General features: G+C 72.3%; 13 protein-coding genes. 8 read left to right on the top strand and 5 right to left on the bottom strand.

Annotated elements, in window-relative coordinates; genetic code table 11:
• Positions 1-87 precede the first annotated feature (87 nt).
• Positions 88-1,212, top strand: coding sequence for a M24 family metallopeptidase (locus tag ACZ5U5_RS30135; RefSeq protein WP_469028053.1), 1,125 nt, complete (start codon positions 88-90; stop codon positions 1,210-1,212).
• Positions 1,213-1,245: 33 nt separating this feature from the next.
• Here the strand turns inward: ACZ5U5_RS30135 and treZ are convergent, their stop codons facing one another.
• Positions 1,246-2,991, bottom strand: a complete 1,746-nt coding sequence (treZ, locus tag ACZ5U5_RS30140) for a malto-oligosyltrehalose trehalohydrolase (RefSeq protein WP_469028056.1) — start codon at positions 2,989-2,991, stop codon at positions 1,246-1,248.
• Positions 2,992-3,145: 154 nt separating this feature from the next.
• On the opposite strand from treZ, the gene ACZ5U5_RS30145 reads away from it, so the two are divergent.
• Positions 3,146-3,697, top strand: a complete 552-nt coding sequence (locus ACZ5U5_RS30145; RefSeq protein ID WP_469027783.1) for an FHA domain-containing protein — start codon at positions 3,146-3,148, stop codon at positions 3,695-3,697.
• A gap of 7 nt (positions 3,698-3,704) precedes the next feature.
• On the opposite strand, the gene ACZ5U5_RS30150 is transcribed toward ACZ5U5_RS30145, so the two are convergent.
• On the bottom strand, positions 3,705-4,961 hold the full coding sequence (locus ACZ5U5_RS30150; RefSeq protein WP_469027785.1) for a M14 family zinc carboxypeptidase: 1,257 nt from the start codon (positions 4,959-4,961) through the stop codon (positions 3,705-3,707).
• Positions 4,962-5,279: 318 nt separating this feature from the next.
• Between ACZ5U5_RS30150 and ACZ5U5_RS30155 the strand changes: the two genes are divergently transcribed.
• Complete coding sequence (locus ACZ5U5_RS30155) at positions 5,280-6,320, top strand: cytochrome P450 (RefSeq protein WP_469027788.1); 1,041 nt, start codon at positions 5,280-5,282, stop codon at positions 6,318-6,320.
• Here ACZ5U5_RS30155 and treY read toward each other — a convergent pair.
• Positions 6,300-8,765, bottom strand: a complete 2,466-nt coding sequence (gene treY, locus ACZ5U5_RS30160; RefSeq protein WP_469027790.1) for a malto-oligosyltrehalose synthase — start codon at positions 8,763-8,765, stop codon at positions 6,300-6,302. The two genes, ACZ5U5_RS30155 and treY, sit on opposite strands and share 21 nt — an antisense overlap.
• Before the next feature lie 81 nt (positions 8,766-8,846).
• On the opposite strand from treY, the gene ACZ5U5_RS30165 reads away from it, so the two are divergent.
• Positions 8,847-10,142 carry an MFS transporter gene (locus ACZ5U5_RS30165; RefSeq protein WP_469027791.1) on the top strand — a complete coding sequence of 432 codons (1,296 nt, stop codon included), beginning with the start codon at positions 8,847-8,849 and terminating at the stop codon, positions 10,140-10,142.
• Here the strand turns inward: ACZ5U5_RS30165 and glgX are convergent.
• Positions 10,117-12,225 carry a glycogen debranching protein GlgX gene (glgX, locus tag ACZ5U5_RS30170; RefSeq protein WP_469027794.1) on the bottom strand — a complete coding sequence of 703 codons (2,109 nt, stop codon included), beginning with the start codon at positions 12,223-12,225 and terminating at the stop codon, positions 10,117-10,119. The genes ACZ5U5_RS30165 and glgX overlap by 26 nt on opposite strands.
• 157 nt (positions 12,226-12,382) lie before the next feature.
• Between glgX and ACZ5U5_RS30175 the strand changes: the two genes are divergently transcribed.
• The 4 genes from ACZ5U5_RS30175 to ACZ5U5_RS30190 all read left to right on the top strand — a co-directional run bounded on the left by ACZ5U5_RS30175 (position 12,383) and on the right by ACZ5U5_RS30190 (position 16,735).
• Entirely contained in the window at positions 12,383-13,168 is a 786-nt protein-coding gene (locus ACZ5U5_RS30175; RefSeq protein WP_469027796.1) for a Tat pathway signal sequence domain protein, read from the top strand.
• Positions 13,169-13,232: 64 nt separating this feature from the next.
• The gene (locus ACZ5U5_RS30180; protein ID WP_469027798.1) at positions 13,233-14,549 is read left to right on the top strand and encodes a copper amine oxidase; all 1,317 of its coding nucleotides are present in this window, start codon (positions 13,233-13,235) and stop codon (positions 14,547-14,549) included.
• Between the two features lie 103 nt (positions 14,550-14,652).
• Positions 14,653-15,894, top strand: a complete 1,242-nt coding sequence (locus tag ACZ5U5_RS30185; RefSeq protein ID WP_469027801.1) for an SAV2148 family HEPN domain-containing protein — start codon at positions 14,653-14,655, stop codon at positions 15,892-15,894.
• A gap of 115 nt (positions 15,895-16,009) precedes the next feature.
• Positions 16,010-16,735, top strand: a complete 726-nt coding sequence (locus ACZ5U5_RS30190; protein WP_469027803.1) for an exonuclease domain-containing protein — start codon at positions 16,010-16,012, stop codon at positions 16,733-16,735.
• Between the two features lie 40 nt (positions 16,736-16,775).
• Here ACZ5U5_RS30190 and ACZ5U5_RS30195 read toward each other — a convergent pair whose 3' ends face one another.
• The gene (locus ACZ5U5_RS30195; protein WP_469027805.1) at positions 16,776-17,630 is read right to left on the bottom strand and encodes a phosphotransferase enzyme family protein; all 855 of its coding nucleotides are present in this window, start codon (positions 17,628-17,630) and stop codon (positions 16,776-16,778) included.
• Positions 17,631-17,702 lie beyond the last annotated feature (72 nt).

Consider the following 17,702-nt stretch of genomic DNA (forward strand, 5'->3'; position numbering starts at 1 on the left):
GGCTCGCGCATGGTCTGGGGCAGGGGCAGGATCGGCAGCACCGGCACCGCGCCGTACACGCCGCAGCGAACAGCCCTGGAGGTCCCCATGACCGGCATCCCCGCGCCCTTCACCGCCGACGACTACAAGGCCCGCATGGACCGCGCCGCGGCAGCCGCGGCGGACGCGGGGCTCGCCGGACTGCTCGTCGCGCCGGGCCCCGACATGGTCTGGCTCACGGGATACGCGCCGACGGCCGCCACCGAGCGCCTCACCGTCCTCGTGCTCGCCGCGGGCCAGGAGCCGGTGCTGGTGGTGCCCACTCTGGAGGCCCCGGACGCGGAACTGGCCGCGGGCGCGCGGGCGCTCTCCCTGCGGGACTGGACCGACGGCAAGGACCCCTATGCCGCGACCGCGCCGCTCCTTGACGTCGACGGCCGCTTCGGGATCAGCGACAACTCCTGGGCCATGCATCTCCTGGGCTTCCAGAAGGAGCTGCCGAACACGTCCTACGTGTCCCTGACCGAAGCGCTCCCCATGCTGCGCGCCGTCAAGGACGCCGCCGAGCTCGAGCGCCTCGCGGCGGCCGGAGCCGCCGCGGACTCGGCGTACGAAGAGATCAAGAAGGTCCCCTTCGCGGGCCGCAAGGAGACGGACATAGCCGCCGACCTCGCCGATCTGCTGCGGCGGTTCGGGCACTCCCAGGTGGACTTCACCGTCGTCGGCTCCGGGCCGAACGGCGCCAACCCGCATCACGAGGCGGGCGCCCGCGTCATCGAGAACGGCGACATGGTCGTCCTCGACTTCGGCGGCCTGCTGCACGGCTACGGCTCGGACACCTCGCGCACGGTGCACGTGGGCGAGCCCGGCGCCGAGGAACGGCGTGTGCACGACATCGTGCGCGAGGCACAGGAGGCGGGCTGCGGCGCGGTACGGCCCAATGCCGCCTGCCAGGACGTCGACAGGGCGGCACGGGCGGTGATCACCGAGGCCGGGTACGGCGAGAACTTCATCCACCGCACCGGGCACGGCATCGGCGTCACCACCCACGAGCCGCCCTACATGATCGAGGGCGAGGAGCTGCCGCTCGTGCCCGGCATGTGCTTCTCCGTGGAGCCCGGCATCTATCTGCCGGGCCGCTTCGGAGTGCGCATCGAGGACATAGTGACGGTCACCGAGGACGGCGTACGGCGCCTCAACTCCACGCCGCGCGAGCTGGCGATCGTCAACTGACCGCCTCCGTAGGCCTCATGCGCCGCCTCGGCCTCATGGTGTCGCGAGCACCGCGCACGACTCGGCGGGCAGCCGCAGTACTCCGTCCGCCCCGGGCGCGGTGACCGGCTCCCAGGCCGCGAGCACCCGGGCGCCCCGGCCGCCCAACGGGATGTCGGCCGGCTCCTTGCCGATGTTCACCGCGATCCGCAGATCGCCGCGCCGGACCGCGAACCAGCGCCCCTCCTCGTCGTACGCGACCCGCAGCGCCGCCAGATCGGGGTCGAGGAGGTCACCGCGGGCGCGGCGCAGGGCGATCAGTTCGCGATACCAGGCCAGCACGCGCGCGTGGGGGTCGGTCAGAGGCTCGGCCCAGTCGAGACAGGAGCGGTCCCTGGTGGCCGGGTCCTGCGGATCGGGGATGTCATCCTCGGCCCAGCCGTGCGCCGCGAACTCCCGCCGCCTGCCCCGGCGCACGGCCTCCGCGAGCTCCGGATCGGTGTGGTCCGTGAAGAACTGCCAGGGCGTCGCGGCGCCCCACTCCTCGCCCATGAAGAGCATCGGCGTGAACGGTCCGGTGAGGGTGAGCGCGGCGGCGCAGGCGAGCAGCCCGGGGGAGAGGGTGGCGGAGAGCCGGTCCCCTTGCGCGCGATTGCCGATCTGGTCGTGGGTCTGCGTGTAGCCGAGGAATCGGTACGCGGGCGTGCGGGCGCGGTCCACGGGTCGGCCGTGCCGGCGGCCCCGGAAGGTCGAGTACGTCCCGTCGTGGAAGAAGCCGCCCGTCAGCGTCTTGGCGAGCGCGGCGAAGGGGGCCCGGGCGAAGTCTTCGTAGTAGCCGTGTGCTTCCCCGGTAAGCGTGGAGTGCAGCGCGTGGTGGAAGTCGTCGTTCCACTGCGCGTGCAGGCCCAGACCGCCCTGAGCGCGCGGGGTGATGACCCGCGGATCTCCCTGGTCGGACTCGGCGATCAGCGAGAGCGGCCTGCCGAGCTCGTCGGACAGCTCGTCCACGGCCGCCGACAGCTCCTCCAGGAAGTGGCACGCGCGCGTGTCCCGCAGCGCGTGCACCGCGTCCAGGCGCAGGCCGTCCAGGCGGTAGTCGCGCAGCCAGGCGAGCGCGCTGCCGATCAGATACGCGCGCACCTCGTCCGAGCCCGGGGCGTCGAGGTTGACCGCCGCGCCCCAGGGGGTCTGGTGGGTCTCCGTGAAGTAGGGCCCGAACGCGGGCAGGTAATTGCCGGACGGGCCGAGGTGGTTGTGGACCACGTCGAGCACGACGCCGATGCCGTGCGCGTGCGCGGCGTCGACAAATCGTTTCAGCGCTTCAGGGCCGCCGTACGGCTCGTGCACGGCCCACAGGGAGACACCTTCGTACCCCCAGCCGTGCCGGCCGGGGAAAGGACAGAGCGGCATCAGCTCCACATGGGTGATGCCGAGCTCCGCGAGGTGGCCGAGCCGCCCCGCCGCCGAGTCGAGCGTGCCGTCCGGTGTGTACGTCCCCACGTGCAGCTCGTACAGGACCGCGTCCCGCATCCCGCGCCCCGCCCAGGGCGCCCGCCACGCGTACCGGTCGTGGTCCACGACGGCGCTGAGCCCGTCGGGGCCGTCCGGCTGGCGCCGTGAGCGGGGATCGGGCAGCACGGGGCCGTCGTCGAGCGAGAAGCCGTACCGCGCCCCGTCGGCGGCTTCCGCGTCCCCCGTCCACCACCCGGCCCGGCCCTCGGCACGCTCCAGCGCACGCGTGGCGCCATCGCACAGCAGTGCGACGCGTTCGGCTCCCGGTGCCCACACCTCGAACTCCACCGACAGTTCCCCCTTGTCCGCCATCCGCCGTCGTCCGTAGTCCGTCGTCCGTCGTCCGTTCGTCCGTCGTGTCCATCGTGCTGCAGAAGTGATCGGTTCGCGGTCGTTACGCGTTTTCTGGACACCCCGGCCGAGCTGACCGACAATCACCAGGGTGACGTCGTCCTTTGAGATCCACAGTTACCCCGCGCGGCTGACCGACGCCGAGCGCGACAGGGCGCTGCAGGTGCTCAGGGAGGGCGCTGCCCTCGGCAAGCTGTCGCACGACACCTTCGTGCGGCGCATGGAGCTGGCACTCGCCGCCCGCCAGCCGGACGAACTCGCCGCGCTCACCGCGGATCTGCGGGCCGAGGGCCGCCTCTCGCGGGCGGTGTTCGGGACCGTCGGCGCGGTCTCCGGGTTCACGGTCCGGCTGCGCAGGGCCTGGCAGGCCGAGAAGCTCCCGAAGCTGCTCCTGCCGGTGCAGGGAAACCCGTACCCGCTGCGGATCGGCCGCGACCCCGCGAACGGCCTCAGGCTCAGCCACGAGACGGTCTCCCGGGTGCACGCCGAGCTGAGCAGGCAGGGCGGAATGTGGGTGCTGCGCGACCTCGGGTCGACCAACGGCACGTCCGTGAACGGCCGCAGGGTGATCGGCGCGGCCGTCGTCCAGGACGGCGATCAGGTCAGCTTCGGGAAGATGGGCTTCCGCCTCTCCGGTTCGTGAAGCCGCTTCAGGGCTGATCGGTCCCCACGCGCGCGTGGCGCGCGGCCGCGACGGTCGTCCGTGACTGGTGTTCGACCTGGTCCTCCAGAGGCACCCAGCGCGCCCTGAACCGCTCGGCGAACGCGTCGCTCCACCGCAGGACGAGCCGCTCCAGGCGGGGCGCCGCCGGATCGCCCGCCGTGACGAGGACCCGCAGCAGCATCGCGGCAGCCCGCAGCGGTAGGCGGCGCCCGAAGGCGTCGACGCTCCCGATGTACGCCATCGATGTCCCCGCGGGCGGCAGCCTGGCCCAGTCGTCGGCGAGGCCGGGCACCAGGTCGAGTGCCCAGCGCGCCGCGCGCAGCAGCGGCCCCTGCGCCTCCGGAAGCCGCGGCAGCGCCTCCCGGAGGATGTCCTCGACCAGCCCCGCGTCGTGGCGAAGACGCCGTGAGAAGCCGCGCAGAGCGCGCACCGGGGAGGGATGCGCGGCCGCGTCGTCCACGAGGTCGCTTGCCCACATGGGGACCTCGACGATGGCGGTCAGGCCGCCGTACCGGTGGGCGTGGTGCCAGGTCGTGTGCCGGGCGTCCTCGGGGAGGCTCGGGTAGGCGGCCGCCGAGCCGGGCCCCGGCAGCACATGGACCCCCGGCCCCGAGACCGGCCAGCCCGCGGCGTCCGAGGCCCCTGTCTCCACCGGTATGTGCAGCTCGGCCGCGGACTTGGCGAACGGCTCCGCGAGCCCCGGGATGTCCCGCGTCAGCTGCACCCAGCTGCCGCCGAGGTCGGTGCCGTGCAGCGACACCTGCAGGTAGGGCCGCAGTTCGTCGATGACGCCGGTCAGGGCGCGCGTCTCGGGAGGCAGCCGGTCGGGCGGAAGGACCGAGGGGGACCACTCCGGCTGCTCGGGGCCCGCGGGGCGGAAGAAGTGCCGGTGGTAGTCGAACAGGGTGCGCGGGGCGGGCGTGCGGTGCAGGTTCGCCCCGTCCGGGTCGGCGCACAGCAGGAAGTGCCAGGAGGTGTCGGCGCGCAGGTCCTCGTCCCGCAGGGCCCATTCCGCGAGGTGCAACAGCGTCGAGCCACCCGTGGGTTCGTTCGAGTGCGCGCCCGCGACGACCAGGACGGCACGCGGGGAGCGGCCGACGGACAGCAGGTGCAGAGGTCTTCCCGCGCGCGAGGCGCCCACTTGACGCAGGGCGCTGAGCTCGGGGCGGTGGGCCGCCAACTCGCGGGCGGACAGCACGAGTTCGGCCACATTGGGATAGCGCTGGTCCGCCAGTTGACTCACCCCCGTCTTGTCCGCTGACGCAATCCGCAGTACGCCACGGGGTCGGGCACGTGTCAAGCGTGCGGCCCGAGGGATGTCAGCCCACGTCGGCGTTGTCCCGCAGCGTCACTCGAATGGGTGTATGCGGACTGCGTGCGCCGCCCCGCGGTGATCCCCTGAAACCCACCGACTACGCCCGTTCCGGCGGGGGTGCCCAAGAGGAACGGGGAGTCTGCCGTGTTGTCGAGCTCGGCCCCCCACGGGCACTTTCTGCCACCGGCTCCGCCCGCAGGTTCGGGACGGCCCGGTGACACCCCGGCAGCTTCGCTGCCCAGCCTCTTGTCCGCCGCCGTGGCGCGCGACCCCTACCCGCACTACCGCCTCCTCCGTGAGCGCCACCCCCTCGTCCGCGACGAGCTGCTCGGGGCCTGGCTGCTCAGTCGGTACGCGGATGTGCGGGCCGCGCTGGTCGACGTACGGCTCGGTGCGGCGGGGGCCGGGCCGAGCCCAAAGTGCCGAGTCCAGCGGGGGCTCGTCGAGCCCGCGCTGCGGGCCGCCGCCGAACGCACCGCCTTCGTCCTCGCGCGGCGGGTGGCCGGGCGGCGCGAGGTCGACCTCGTCGCCGAGTTCAGCGCCTGGCTGCCCGCGGCCGCCGCCGTCGCCGCGCTCGGGCTGCCCTGGGAGGACGCCGCGCGGGTGCGGGAGTGGTGCCGTACGGCGCCCGCGCACACCGGCGGCCCGCACCCGGAGTTGGGCGCGCTGCTGCACCCCCACGTAGCGAGGCGGCGCGCCCACCCCGGCCGCGACCTGCTCTCCGTGCTGTGCGGCGCCCGGGTGGACGGGCGGGCCCTCTCCGACGAGGCGGTCACCGCTGTCGCCGGGACGCTGCTCGCCGGCGGCGGCGAGGCCACCGGCCTGGCGCTGGCGTCCTTCCTCGCCAACCTCCTCGACCACCCTGCCCAGTTGACGCTCGTACGTGCCCGCCCGGGGCTGATACCCGGCGCCTGGGCGGAATCCCTGCGCCGTGACCCGCCCGCCCAGGTCGTGCTGCGCCACGCACTCGCGCCGATATCCCTGGGCGGCACCACGCTGCCCGCGGGCGCCCTGGTGGCCTGCCTCGTCGGCTCCGCGGGGCGCGACCCGTTCCGCTTCGCCGACCCCGACCGCTACGACATCTTCCGACCGGACCCGGCGCACCTGGCGTTCGGCGCGGGACAGCACTTCTGCCCGGCCGCCGCCCTGGCCGCGCTCACCGCCGAATGCGGCCTGCGGGCCCTCCTCGACGCCATGCCGGGCCTGCGCTGGGCACCCGGCTCCAGGCCCGCGCCGCAGGGCCTGATGGCAAGGGCCCCGCGCCGGCTACTCGTCCGCCCCTGCTGAGCCCTCGCCTGCTTTCTCATGTGAACCCTGCCCCGTCGGGACCCGCTCAAGGAGCACCACCGGCAGCTCCCCGAAAAGCTCCTCCACGCGCGCGTGCCCGGTGAACTCCCGCCCCGGGGTGAGCAGATCAGCCCACCGCCCCTGCGGAAGCTCCAGTTCCGTGGCGCGCCAGCCGCCCGCCTCCGCCAGCCGCAGGGAGAGCCGGCTCACCGCCGCGATCACCTCTCCGGAGCGCGTGAACGCCACGCAGTGCGCGGCTCCGGGACCCCGCGCCGCCAGCGGCTCGTACGTCGCGGCGCCGCCGAACAGCTCCGGGCGGCGCCTGCGCAGCCGTAGCGCGGCCGCCGTCAGGGCCAGCTTCTCCTCAGAGAGGTCCCAGCGGTCACGGTGCTGCTCCAGGTACTCAAGGACATGCGGCTGGAACCGCACGGGCCGCCGGTTGTCCGGGTCCACCAGGGCCCGGTACTCGCCCTCCGTGCCCTGGTAGAGGTCGGGCACCCCGGGCATCGTCAGCTGGAGCAGCGTGGCCCCGAGAACGTTCGCCCGCACATGGGGCCGCAGCCCGTTCGCGAACTCCGCCACGGTGTAGAGCGGCGGTCCGCAGGGCCCCGCCTCCACGAACGCCGTCACGGCCTTCTCGTACGCCTCGTTCGGCTCGGTCCAGCTCGTGTGCAGGCCCGCCTCGCGCACGTGCTTGAGCAGCGCCTTCTGCAGCCGCTCGTCGTAGGGGAAGCCGAAGCCGACAGCCGTCTGCCAGGCCGCCCAGGCCAGTTGGGGGTCCGGCGCGCTCGCGCCGCCCATCCGCGCGGTCTGCTCGGTCACGTCGACCAGGAGGTCGGCCCACTGCTCGGGGCACTGCGTGAGGACGGCGATGCCCGCCCGCACGTCGGCGCTGCGCTTCGTGTCGTGCGTGGTGAGCACCGTCCCCGAGTACGGCCAGTCGCGCTGCACGCGCGCGCAGTACGCGTGAAAGGACTCCGGGGTGATGGCGGGGCGCTCGGGGGAGCCGCCCACCTCGGCGGCCGAAAGGAGCGGCGCGTGCCGGTAGAACGCCGTGTCCTCGACCGCCTTGGCCCGCAGCGCCGACGAGATCTGCGCGAACCGCGCGCGGAAACCGTCGACCTCGGGCCCCGATCCAAGACGCCCGAGGACCAGGTCCCGTACGACGTCGACCGCCTCGGCCTCCTCCCGCACCGCGAAGGCGGCCTTGGCCTCCTCGGCGGCCCCCACCGTGAGCACCGAAGCCGGTTCGGCGCCCCCGGAGACGTAGGGCCGGTAGACGGGAAGCCGCACGAGCAGTTCCAGGAGCGCGGTGCGCAGGGCCCACGGCGCGTGGTCGCGCAGGGCGGGGTCCGCGGCGCAGAGGGCGGTCGCCTCGCGCGTGAGGCGGTCGGTCTCGGCGGCCAGCTCGTGGGTGAGCACCTTGTACGCCGCGCGCCGCACCGTCGCGTCCCAGTCGCCGCCCCGGTCCACCGCGGGGGCCGTGAACCGCCGGTACTGGCCGAGGAGCTCGCCCGCCCCCGCCGGGTCCGTGAAGAGGCCGTCGAGGTGGCGCAGCGCGTCGTACCCGGTGGTGCCCGCGACGGGCCACGCGGCGGGCAGCTGCTCCCCGTCGGCGAGGATCTTCTCCACGACCGTCCAGCGCCCGTGCGTGGCCTCCTGGAGCCGCTGCAGGTAGGCCCCAGGGTCCGCGAGCCCGTCGGGGTGGTCGATCCGCAGCCCCTCCACGACCCCTTCGCGCAGCAGTTCAAGGATCTTCGCGTGGGTCGCGTCGAACACCTCGGGGTCCTCGACACGCACCCCGATGAGGTCCGAGATGGTGAAGAAGCGCCGGTAGTTGAGTTCCGTACGGGCAAGGCGCCACCACGCGAGCCGGTACCACTGGGCGTCCAGGAGCCGGGGCAGCGGCAGCTCGCCGGTGCCTTCCCGCAGCGGGAACGCGTGTTCGTGGTAGCGCAGCACGTCGCCGTCGACCCGCAGGCTCGCCAGCTCGTCCCCGACCCCGCGCCCGAGCACCGGGAGCAGCACGCGTCCGTCGCCCGCGTCCCAGTCGATGTCGAACCACCGCGCGTACGGCGAACCGGGACCCTCCCGCAGCACCTCCCAGAGGGCGTGGTTGTGGCGCGGGACCGCCGCCATGTGGTTCGGCACGATGTCCACGACAAGGCCGAGACCGTGCGCCCGCGCGGTGCGCGAGAGTGACCGCAGCCCTTCCTCGCCGCCCAGCTCGCCCCGCACGCGCGCGTGGTCCACGACGTCATAGCCGTGCGTGGACCCCGGGACGGCCTCGAGGACCGGCGACAGGTGCAGGTGCGAGACCCCCAGCGATGCCAGGTACGGGACGGCCGCCTCGGCGGCGTCGAACGGAAACTCCGGCTGAAGCTGCAGCCGGTACGTGGCGGTGGGCGGCGGCGGGACCGCGGGCTCTGAGCGCTCAGGCGTCATGCGAACGTACGTACCCGCCTGGCGGGGTTTCGTGCCATCGACTCATGCTTCTGGGCGTCATGGTGTGACTAGCTTCGGACGATGGCTGCAAAAGCACAGGTCGCACAGGACGCGCACGAGGGGCGGAAGGAGGACCGGGACGCACCCGGACTCCTGGACACCTACCGGGAAGTGATCGGCCACACCGGAGCGCTCCTGCCGGTGATCTCGTTCCTCGGCAGGCTCCCCGTCGCCATGATCCAGTTCGGCAGCGTCCTGCTGGTCACCGAGACCAGCGGATCGCTCGCCACGGGCGGCGTGGTCGCCTGCGCGCTCGCGCTCGGCCAGGTGACCATGGGCCCGCTCGTCGGACGCCTCGCCGACCGCCTCGGTCAGCGCCCCGTCGTCCTCGGCTTCTCGCTGCTCAACGCCGTGGCCATCGCGGTCTACACGCTCGGCGCCCTGCTCGAACTGCCCACGCCCGCGCTCGTCGCCCTGGCCGTCCTCGCCGGCGCGAGCATCCCCGGGATCGGCCCGCTGGCCCGCGCTCGCGCCGTCCCGCTGGTCCGCAAGGCGGGCGGAGACGACCGCCTGGTCAACACCGTGCTCTCCCTGGAGAGCACGATGGACGAGCTGTCCTTCGTGCTCGGCCCGGCCTTCGTGGGTCTGGCCGCGGTGGCGGGCCACCCGGCGTACGCCTTCGGCGCCGCAGCGCTCCTGGTCGCCGTCTGCGGCTCCGGCTTCGCGCTGCACCCCACGGGCCGGACCACCCGGGCGACGAGGCAGGCGCCACGCGCGCGTGGCGCCCGCGAGCGCCTCCCGCGCCAGGTCGTCGTCGTACGTGTCGGGCTCGTCTTCGTCGGTGTCCTGCTCGGCGCCTGCGGAGCGGGCATCACGGCCCTCACCGAGGAGTTGGGGAAGCCGGGGCAGGCGGGCCTCGTCTACGCCGCCATGGGCGTCATGAGCGCCGTCGTGGGGCTCTCCATGGCCGCGCTGCCCGAGCGGTTCGGCCTGTACGCGCGCTGGCGCGTGGCGACGGCCGCCGCCGCGCTGCTCTCGCTGCCGCTGGTGTGGACGGACAGCATGACGGCCCTGTACCTCGTGGTGACCGTCTTCGGCGCCATCTATGCCCCGAACCTGATCACCGGCTTCGCGCTCACCGAGCGCTCCTGCCCGCCCCAGCGCCTGGCCGAGGGGATGACGTGGGCGGCCAGTGCCTTCGTCGGCGGTCAGGCGGTCACCCTCGCAGTGGCGGGGCGTCTGGCCGAGTCCCACGGCCCCGGAGCGGCGTTCGCACTCGGCAGCGCGGCCGCCGCCGTCGCGTTCCTCGTCGCGCTGGTGGCCCGCCCTCCGGCAGAGGGCAGGCCCCAGGTCACGCCGGGCGCCGCAGAACGGTGAGGCTCCGGTCGGTGAGCGTCAGGCGCTCACCGGCCCCCGCCTTCGGCCCCGAGTCCGGCGGCACCCCCTCCGCCCGCGAGGTGTCCACGACCACCTGCCACTGACGGCCGTGGTTGACCGGGATCACGAAGTCCAGCGGCTCGGGGGAGGCGTTGAACATCATCAGGAACGAGTCGTCGGAGATCCGCTCGCCCCGGGTGCCCGGCTCGGAGATCGCGTTGCCGTTCAGGAACACCGTCAGCGCCCGCGCGTGCGACGCGTCCCAGTCCTCCTGCGCCATCTCCTCGCCCTCCGGCGTGAACCAGGCGATGTCGGAGAGCTCGTCGTGCGTGCCCTCCACCGGACGGCCGTGGAAGAAGCGCCGCCTGCGGAAGACGGGGTGGTCGCGCCGCAGCCACGCCATCGCGCGCGTGAACTCCAGCTGGGCGCTCTCGCCCTGGGGCCAACGCACCCACGCGATCTCGTTGTCCTGGCAGTAGGCGTTGTTGTTGCCCTTCTGCGTCCGGGCGAACTCGTCGCCGTGGCTGAGCATCGGGACGCCCTGCGAGAGCATCAGCGTCGCGATGAAGTTGCGCATCTGCCGCTCGCGCAGCTCCCGGACGTCCGGGTCCTCGGTCTCGCCCTCGGCCCCGCAGTTCCAGGAGCGGTTGTGGCTCTCGCCGTCCTGGTTGCCCTCGCCGTTGTCCTCGTTGTGCTTCTCGTTGTACGAGACGAGGTCGTGCAGGGTGAAACCGTCGTGGCAGGTGGTGAAGTTGATCGACGCCAAGGGGCGCCGCCCGTCGTCCTGGTAGAGGTCGGACGAGCCGGTGAGCCGGGACGCGAACTCCGCGAGGGTGCGCGGTTCGCCCCGCCACAGGTCGCGCACGGTGTCGCGGTACATGCCGTTCCACTCGGTCCACAGGGGCGGGAAGTTGCCCACCTGATAGCCGCCCTCGCCGACGTCCCAGGGCTCGGCGATCAGTTTCACCTGGCTGACGACCGGGTCCTGCTGCACGAGGTCGAAGAACGACGACAGGCGGTCCACCTCGTGGAACTGGCGGGCGAGCGTCGCCGCGAGATCGAAGCGGAAGCCGTCCACGTGCATGTCGGTGACCCAGTGCCGCAGCGAATCCATGATCATTTGGAGTACGTGCGGCGACCGCATCAGGAGCGAGTTGCCCGTCCCCGTGGTGTCCATGTAGTAGCGGGGATCGTCGGTGAGGCGGTAGTACGAGGCGTTGTCCAGACCCTTGTAGGAGAGCGTCGGACCCAGGTGGTTGCCCTCGGCCGTGTGGTTGTAGACGACGTCGAGGATCACCTCGATGCCCGCCTCGTGCAGCGCCTTCACGGCCTGCTTGAACTCCAGGACCTGCTCGCCCCGGTCGCCCCATGAGGCGTACGCGTTGTGGGGCGCGAAGAAGCCGATCGTGTTGTAGCCCCAGTAGTTGTTCAGGCCCATGTCCACCAGGCGGTGGTCGTTCACGAACTGGTGCACCGGCATCAGCTCCAGGGCCGTCACCCCCAGCTGCACGAGGTGATCGATGACCGCCGGATGCGCGAGCGCCGCGTACGACCCGCGCAGCTCGTCCGGCAGGTCGGGGTGGAGCATGGTCAGGCCCTTGACGTGCGCCTCGTAGAGCACCGTCTCGTTGTACGGGGTGCGCGGCGGCCGGTCGTCACCCCAGTCGAAGTACGGGTTGACCACCACGGAGGTCATCATGTGGGGCGCCGAGTCCATGTCGTTGCGCTTGTCCGGGGCGCCGAAGCGATAGCCGTACACCTCCTCGCCCCAGTCGATCTTGCCGCTGACCGCGCGGGCGTACGGATCGAGCAGCAGCTTCGCCGAGTTGCAGCGGTGCCCCTGCGCGGGGTCGTACGGACCGTGCACACGAAAGCCGTACCGCTGGCCCGGCATCACGCCGGGCAGGTACGCGTGCAGCACGAACGCGTCGGACTCACGCATCTCGACGGCTGTCTCCGAGCCGTCGTCGTGCAACAAACAGAGCTCTATGCGGTCGGCGGCCTCGGAGAAGACCGCGAAGTTCGTGCCGGCGCCGTCGTACGTGGCACCGAGTGGATACGCCTGCCCTGGCCACACCTGCATGCATACGACTCTTCCACTATCGCCCCCTCGGCTCGGGGTGACTTTGGTCAGAGTCTCCCCGAAAGTGGGGCAACCACGCGGGAGTTGAAGCCGTCTAACCGACCGACCACTACTCGGTATGCCCCTTCTTGGGGCTCGTGGGGGAAAAGGGGAGTAAGTGAGAGAGCTAGTCAGACGCCACCTGGGGAAGGTGGTGGGGGGCACGGCGGTCGCCGTGGCCGCCACCGCGGTGCTGGTGGGCGTCACACTGCCGGGGGCGGGTGAGCCGGGGGGCGGCCAGGCCAACGCGGCGGACGCGCAGCAGAACGCGATCGCGAAGGACGGCGTCGTCGAGGCCGCGCCCGACGAGGGCGAGAAGGGCATAGGCAGCGACCCGCTGACCGACGCGGAGATGGAGCGGGCCGAGAAGGCGTCGGTGTCGGGCGCCCTGCGCTCCAGTGCCAGGGACGTCGAGGGCGACCGCGGCCCGCAGCTCCTGTCGACGAACCTCAGTGAGCCGGACCCCGGTGCCGCGGACGCCGCGGCCCCGCGCCGCGCGGAGGTCGTCTACTACGACTACAAGAAGGACGCGGTCATCACCAAGACGGTCAATGTGGAGACCGGCAAGGTGGAGAACACGACCACCGCGCAGAACGTCCAGCCGCCGCCCAGCCAGGAGGAGCTCGCCGAGGGCGCCCAGCTGCTGATCGCCGACCCGCTCGGCAAGGGCCTGAAACAGGACTTCAAGCACGCCACGGGCAAGGCGCTGACCGGCCCCGGACAGCTTCAGCTGAGCGGCATGGTCTTCCGCAAGGAGACCGTCGAGCGCGTGCCGTCCGGCCTCGACGCGTGCGGCAAACACCGGTGCCTGCAGGTCGTCACCAAGGTCAAGAACGGCCCGTGGATCGACACCCGGTCCCTCGTCGTCGACCTGAGCACCCGCTCCGTGGGCCGCCTCGGCTGATCCGGGCCGGTCCCGCACGACTCCACACTTCTGCTTCTCCTCGTACGAGGGAGTTCTCACCACCATGCACGTCAACAGACTTTCGCGCGCCCGCAAAAGGGCCGGCCTGGCCCTCGCGGTCTCCGCGCTGATCGGCGGCTTCGTCACCGTCACCTCGCCCGCATCGGCCACCCCCCAGGCGCCGAGCGCCCCCGAGGCGGCCGCCGACTGCAGTGACGCCTACAAGATCGAGCAGACCGTCGACGGCGGCACGACCTGGCGCATGTGCTGGCACTACAACACGCTGTCCGGCCTGATCCTCGACAAGATCAGCTACCAGCCCAAGGACGAGGCCAAGCCGATACCCGTCCTGACCAGCGCCCGCCTCGCGCAGGTCCACGTCCCCTACGACGACGGCGAGGCCGAGTACGACGACGTCACCGGCACCGACTTCGGCCAGGCCCTGCAGAACCTGAACCCCGGCGAGTGCCCCGGCGGCACCATCAAGACCGTGAAAGTCCCGCAGCGGGGCAACGTGAAGGGCCTGTGCACCACCACGCGCGCGCGTGGGCACGCTTACCGCCTCAACGACGACGAGAGCACCGGCGGCACCGGCAAGGTCTTCACCGGCCAGGGCAAGGACCTGCTCGTCTACACCGTGAACAAGGCCTCCTGGTACGAGTACATCACCGAGTGGCGCTTCTCCTCGGACGGCACCATCACCTCCCAGGTCGGCGCGACCGGCAGCCTCTCGCCGTACGACTACGACGGCGGCGACAGCCGCGGCTGGCCCATCGGCAAGGGCGACCAGGCCAAGGCCGAGAGCCACGCCCACAACGTCTTCTGGCGGCTCAACTTCGGCCTGGACGGCTCCCCGAAGGCCAAGGTCGAGCAGTACGACTCCAAGGTCACCCCGCCCACCGGCCAGGGCAGCCCCACCACGAAGACCACCCGCACCAAGGTCACCAAGGAACTCGCCGGTGACCGCAAGGACATGCGCTGGTGGCGCGTGGTCAGCGGGGCGGGCAAGAACAAGGACGGCCACCCCCGTTCGTACGAGATCGTGCCCGGGGCCAGCACCAAGCACGCCGGACGCCCCTTCACCAAGCACGACGTGTACTTCACCGAGTACAAGAAGTGCGAGCAGTACGCGAGCGACAACCCGGGATGCGCCGACGGCGTACCGGACAGCGTCGACAAGTGGGTGAACGGTCAGACCCTCAAGCACCCCATCACCTGGGTGCACGTCGGCTTCCACCACATCGCCCGTGACGAGGACCAGCAGCCGATGCCGGTCCACTGGCAGGGCTTCTCGCTGGCCGCGCGCGACGTGACCGCTATGAGCCCGCTCACTCCGCAGGACCTCGCCGACCAGAACGGCCAGCCGCCGCTGGGTGGTTGAGAATCCACCCTCCCCATCCGGCTGCACCGGCCGCCGCTCCCGGAGTACCCTTCCTTGATCGTTGAACGGGGGAGTGCTCGGGGGAGCGGAAGGGGTGCGTCGGGTGAGCTCGGGAGGGCGGGAACTGCCCCCTGGTGACGAGGGTCACGAGGGGAGTTCCGTGGACGGCCCGCCCGGAGCGGTGTCCCTGGCGCGGCCGATGGAGATGGGATCTCAGATCGGACCCGAACTGGACTGGGGCGCCGACGCCTGGCGCGAGGTGCGCACACGCGCCCAGCGCGCCGGGCGGGCCTACATCTGGCTGAATCTCGTGGAGCAGCGGCTGCGCGCGGTCGTGGCCGCTGTTCTGCGCCCCATCTACGAACCGGTCCACGCCGACGACTGGGTGGTCGCCGCCGCCGGGCCCGCGGGGCAGGAGTGGGTGCAGCGGGCCGTCGCCGTACGCGAAGTGAGCCGCCGCAAGGGGTACTTGCTCGACCCGGCCGACGACAACGTCCTCAGCTTCCTCACGCTGCCCCAGCTGCGGGAGCTGATGGTGCAGCACTGGCCGTGCTTCGAGCCGTACCTCGACGACCGCAGGGACGTCGAACTGGCCCTGGACGAGCTGGAGGTCACCCGGAACGTCGTCTCCCGCAACCGCGCCCTGTCCACCGCCGTGCTCGCCCAGGCGGAGCGCGCGTCGGCGAAGCTCCTGGACATCCTCGGCGCGGGCACCGACACACCGTCCGCGCGCAGGCTGCCCGTGGACGCCGTCGAGTCCCTGGTCGGCGACCGGTACGCCGACGTGGTGGGCGTCCACTCGGACCGGGTGCGGCTGCTGCGGCAGTTCCCGGCCGAGGACATCTTCGGCGGGGCACGGCGCCTCGACGCGATCGGCATAGGCCTGAACCTCCTGGTCCAGAACTTCTCCGGGCGCCGCCTGGTGCGCCTGGCCGAGTCCGGCTGCCGGGTGCGGCTGCTCTTCCTCAACCCGGCGAGCAGCGCGGTCAAGCGCAGGGAGCGTGAACTGGGCCTGAAGCGGGGCGAGCTGAGCCGCAGCGTCGAGATGAACATCCTGCACATGCGCCGGGTGCGGGCCCGCCTGCGTGACCCCGGCGCCTTCGAGATCCAGGTCTTCGACGAGACGCCGCGCTTCACCGCGTATCTGGTCGACGGGGACGGCGCGGACGGCATCGCGGTCGTCCAGTCGTATCTGCGCCGGACGCGCGGGATGGAGGCGCCGGTGCTCGTGCTGCGCGGCGGCCGCCGGGTGGTGAAGGCGGACGAGCCGGACGAGAGCGGACTCTTCGAGACGTACCGGGAGGAGTTCGAGCTGGCCTGGGCGGACTCGCGGCCGGTCTCCTGAGCGAGCGGTCTCCTGAGCGGTCTCCTGAGCAAGCGGAACGCGCGCCTCGGATTGTCAGTGGCGCGTGGGATCGTGGTGGTCAATGGGGGAAAGCACCACAGAGAAGGGGGCGGCCATGGGCTGGCACCGGGAGCTGCTGATCGGATTCGACCTGGAGACGACCGGGACGGACCCGCGCGAGGCGCGCATCGTCACGGCGGCGGTCGTCGAGGTCAGGGCCGGCGAGACGCTGGGCCGCAAGGAGTGGCTCGCCGACCCGGGGGTCGAGATCCCCGCGGAGGCTGTGGCGGTGCACGGCATCTCGAACGAACGGGCCGCCTCGCACGGCAGACCCGCCGCGGAGGTCGCCGACGCGATAGCGGCGGTGCTCGTGTCGTACTGGCAGGCGGGCGTCCCGGTCGTCGCCTACAACGCCACCTTCGACCTGTCCTTGCTCTCCGCCGAGTTGCACAGGTACGGCCTGCCGTCCCTGCGTGAGCGCCTGGGCGGCGCGGAGCCGGCTCCGGTCATCGACCCGTACACCATCGACCGCTCGGTCGAGCGCTACCGCAAGGGCAAGCGGAACCTGGAAGCGGTCTGCACCGAGTACGGCGTGCTCCTGGAATCGGCGCACGACGCCATGTCGGACGCCCTGGCCGCGGCCCGCCTGGCCACCGCCATAGCCGAGCGGCACCCCAAGCTGGCCGCGTTCGGCCCCGCGGAGCTGCATCGCCGTCAGATCGACTGGTATGCGCAGTGGGCCGCGGACTTCCAGAAGTACCTCCGGAAGAAGGGCGAAACGGACGCGGTGGTGGACGGCACGTGGCCGCTCAAGGAGGAGTTCAGCGCGTCCGGCGTCTGACTCCCTCCAGAGGTCGGCCTCTCTCCAGAGGCCGCCGACCTCAGAAGGGGTACCACCGCACACTCGTGTCACCGTCACGCAGCGACGCGACCCGGCGGCGGAACTCGGCCAGGGCTTGGGGGTTGGTGGGCGCATGCTGGGCGACCCACGCGCAGCTGGCCGTCTCCCGGGCACCCCGGAGCACCGCGCACCCTTCCCATTCCCGCACGTCCCAGCCGTACTCCGCGACGAACCCGTCGTACGCGTCGGCAGGGAGCCCGTAGCGGTCCCGGGAGAGCGCCATGACGACCAGGTCGTGCTCGCGCAGATCGGAGGAGAACGTCTCAAGATCCACGAGAACCGGCCCGTCCGCGCCCACGAGGACGTTCCGGGGCAGCGCGTCACCGTGGATGGGACCGGGAGCGAGCCGAGGGGTGAGCGCCGACGCCGCGGCCTCGAACCCGTCCCTGCGCTCGCGCAGGTAGTCCGCGTCCTCGACGTCGATCGCCTCGCCCGCGAGCCGCAGCCACCGCTCGACCCCGCCGAGCAGCTCGCGCCGGGGCAGCTCGAAGTCCGGGGCGGGAAGGGCGTGCACAAGCCGGAGGAGTGCGGCGAGGTCGCGCGGCTCGGCGGGGCGCACGGCCTCCGGCAGCCGGTGCCACACCGTCACCGGATGCCCGTCCACAAGGCGGGGTTCGCCCTCGGCGGCCCGCACCGCGGGCACGCCCGACTCCTCCAGCCAGTGCGCGATCCGCAACTCCCGGCGCGCGCGGTCGAGAAGCTCGGGCGCCGCACGCCCGACCTTGACCACCGTTCCACCACCGCCGAACACCGCGTTCTCGCCGAGCGCGAGCAGCGTCGCGTCCCGATCGAGACCCGCGGCGCCCAGTACGTCCCGTGCCCGCGCCTCGTCCATCCATTGCCTCCCGCACCGCTTGCCGCGTTCTCCACGCGGCCCGGCACAGTCTCCCATTCGTACAGGCCAAGC

The sequence above is a fragment of the Streptomyces sp. NPDC033177 genome (assembly GCF_055577715.1).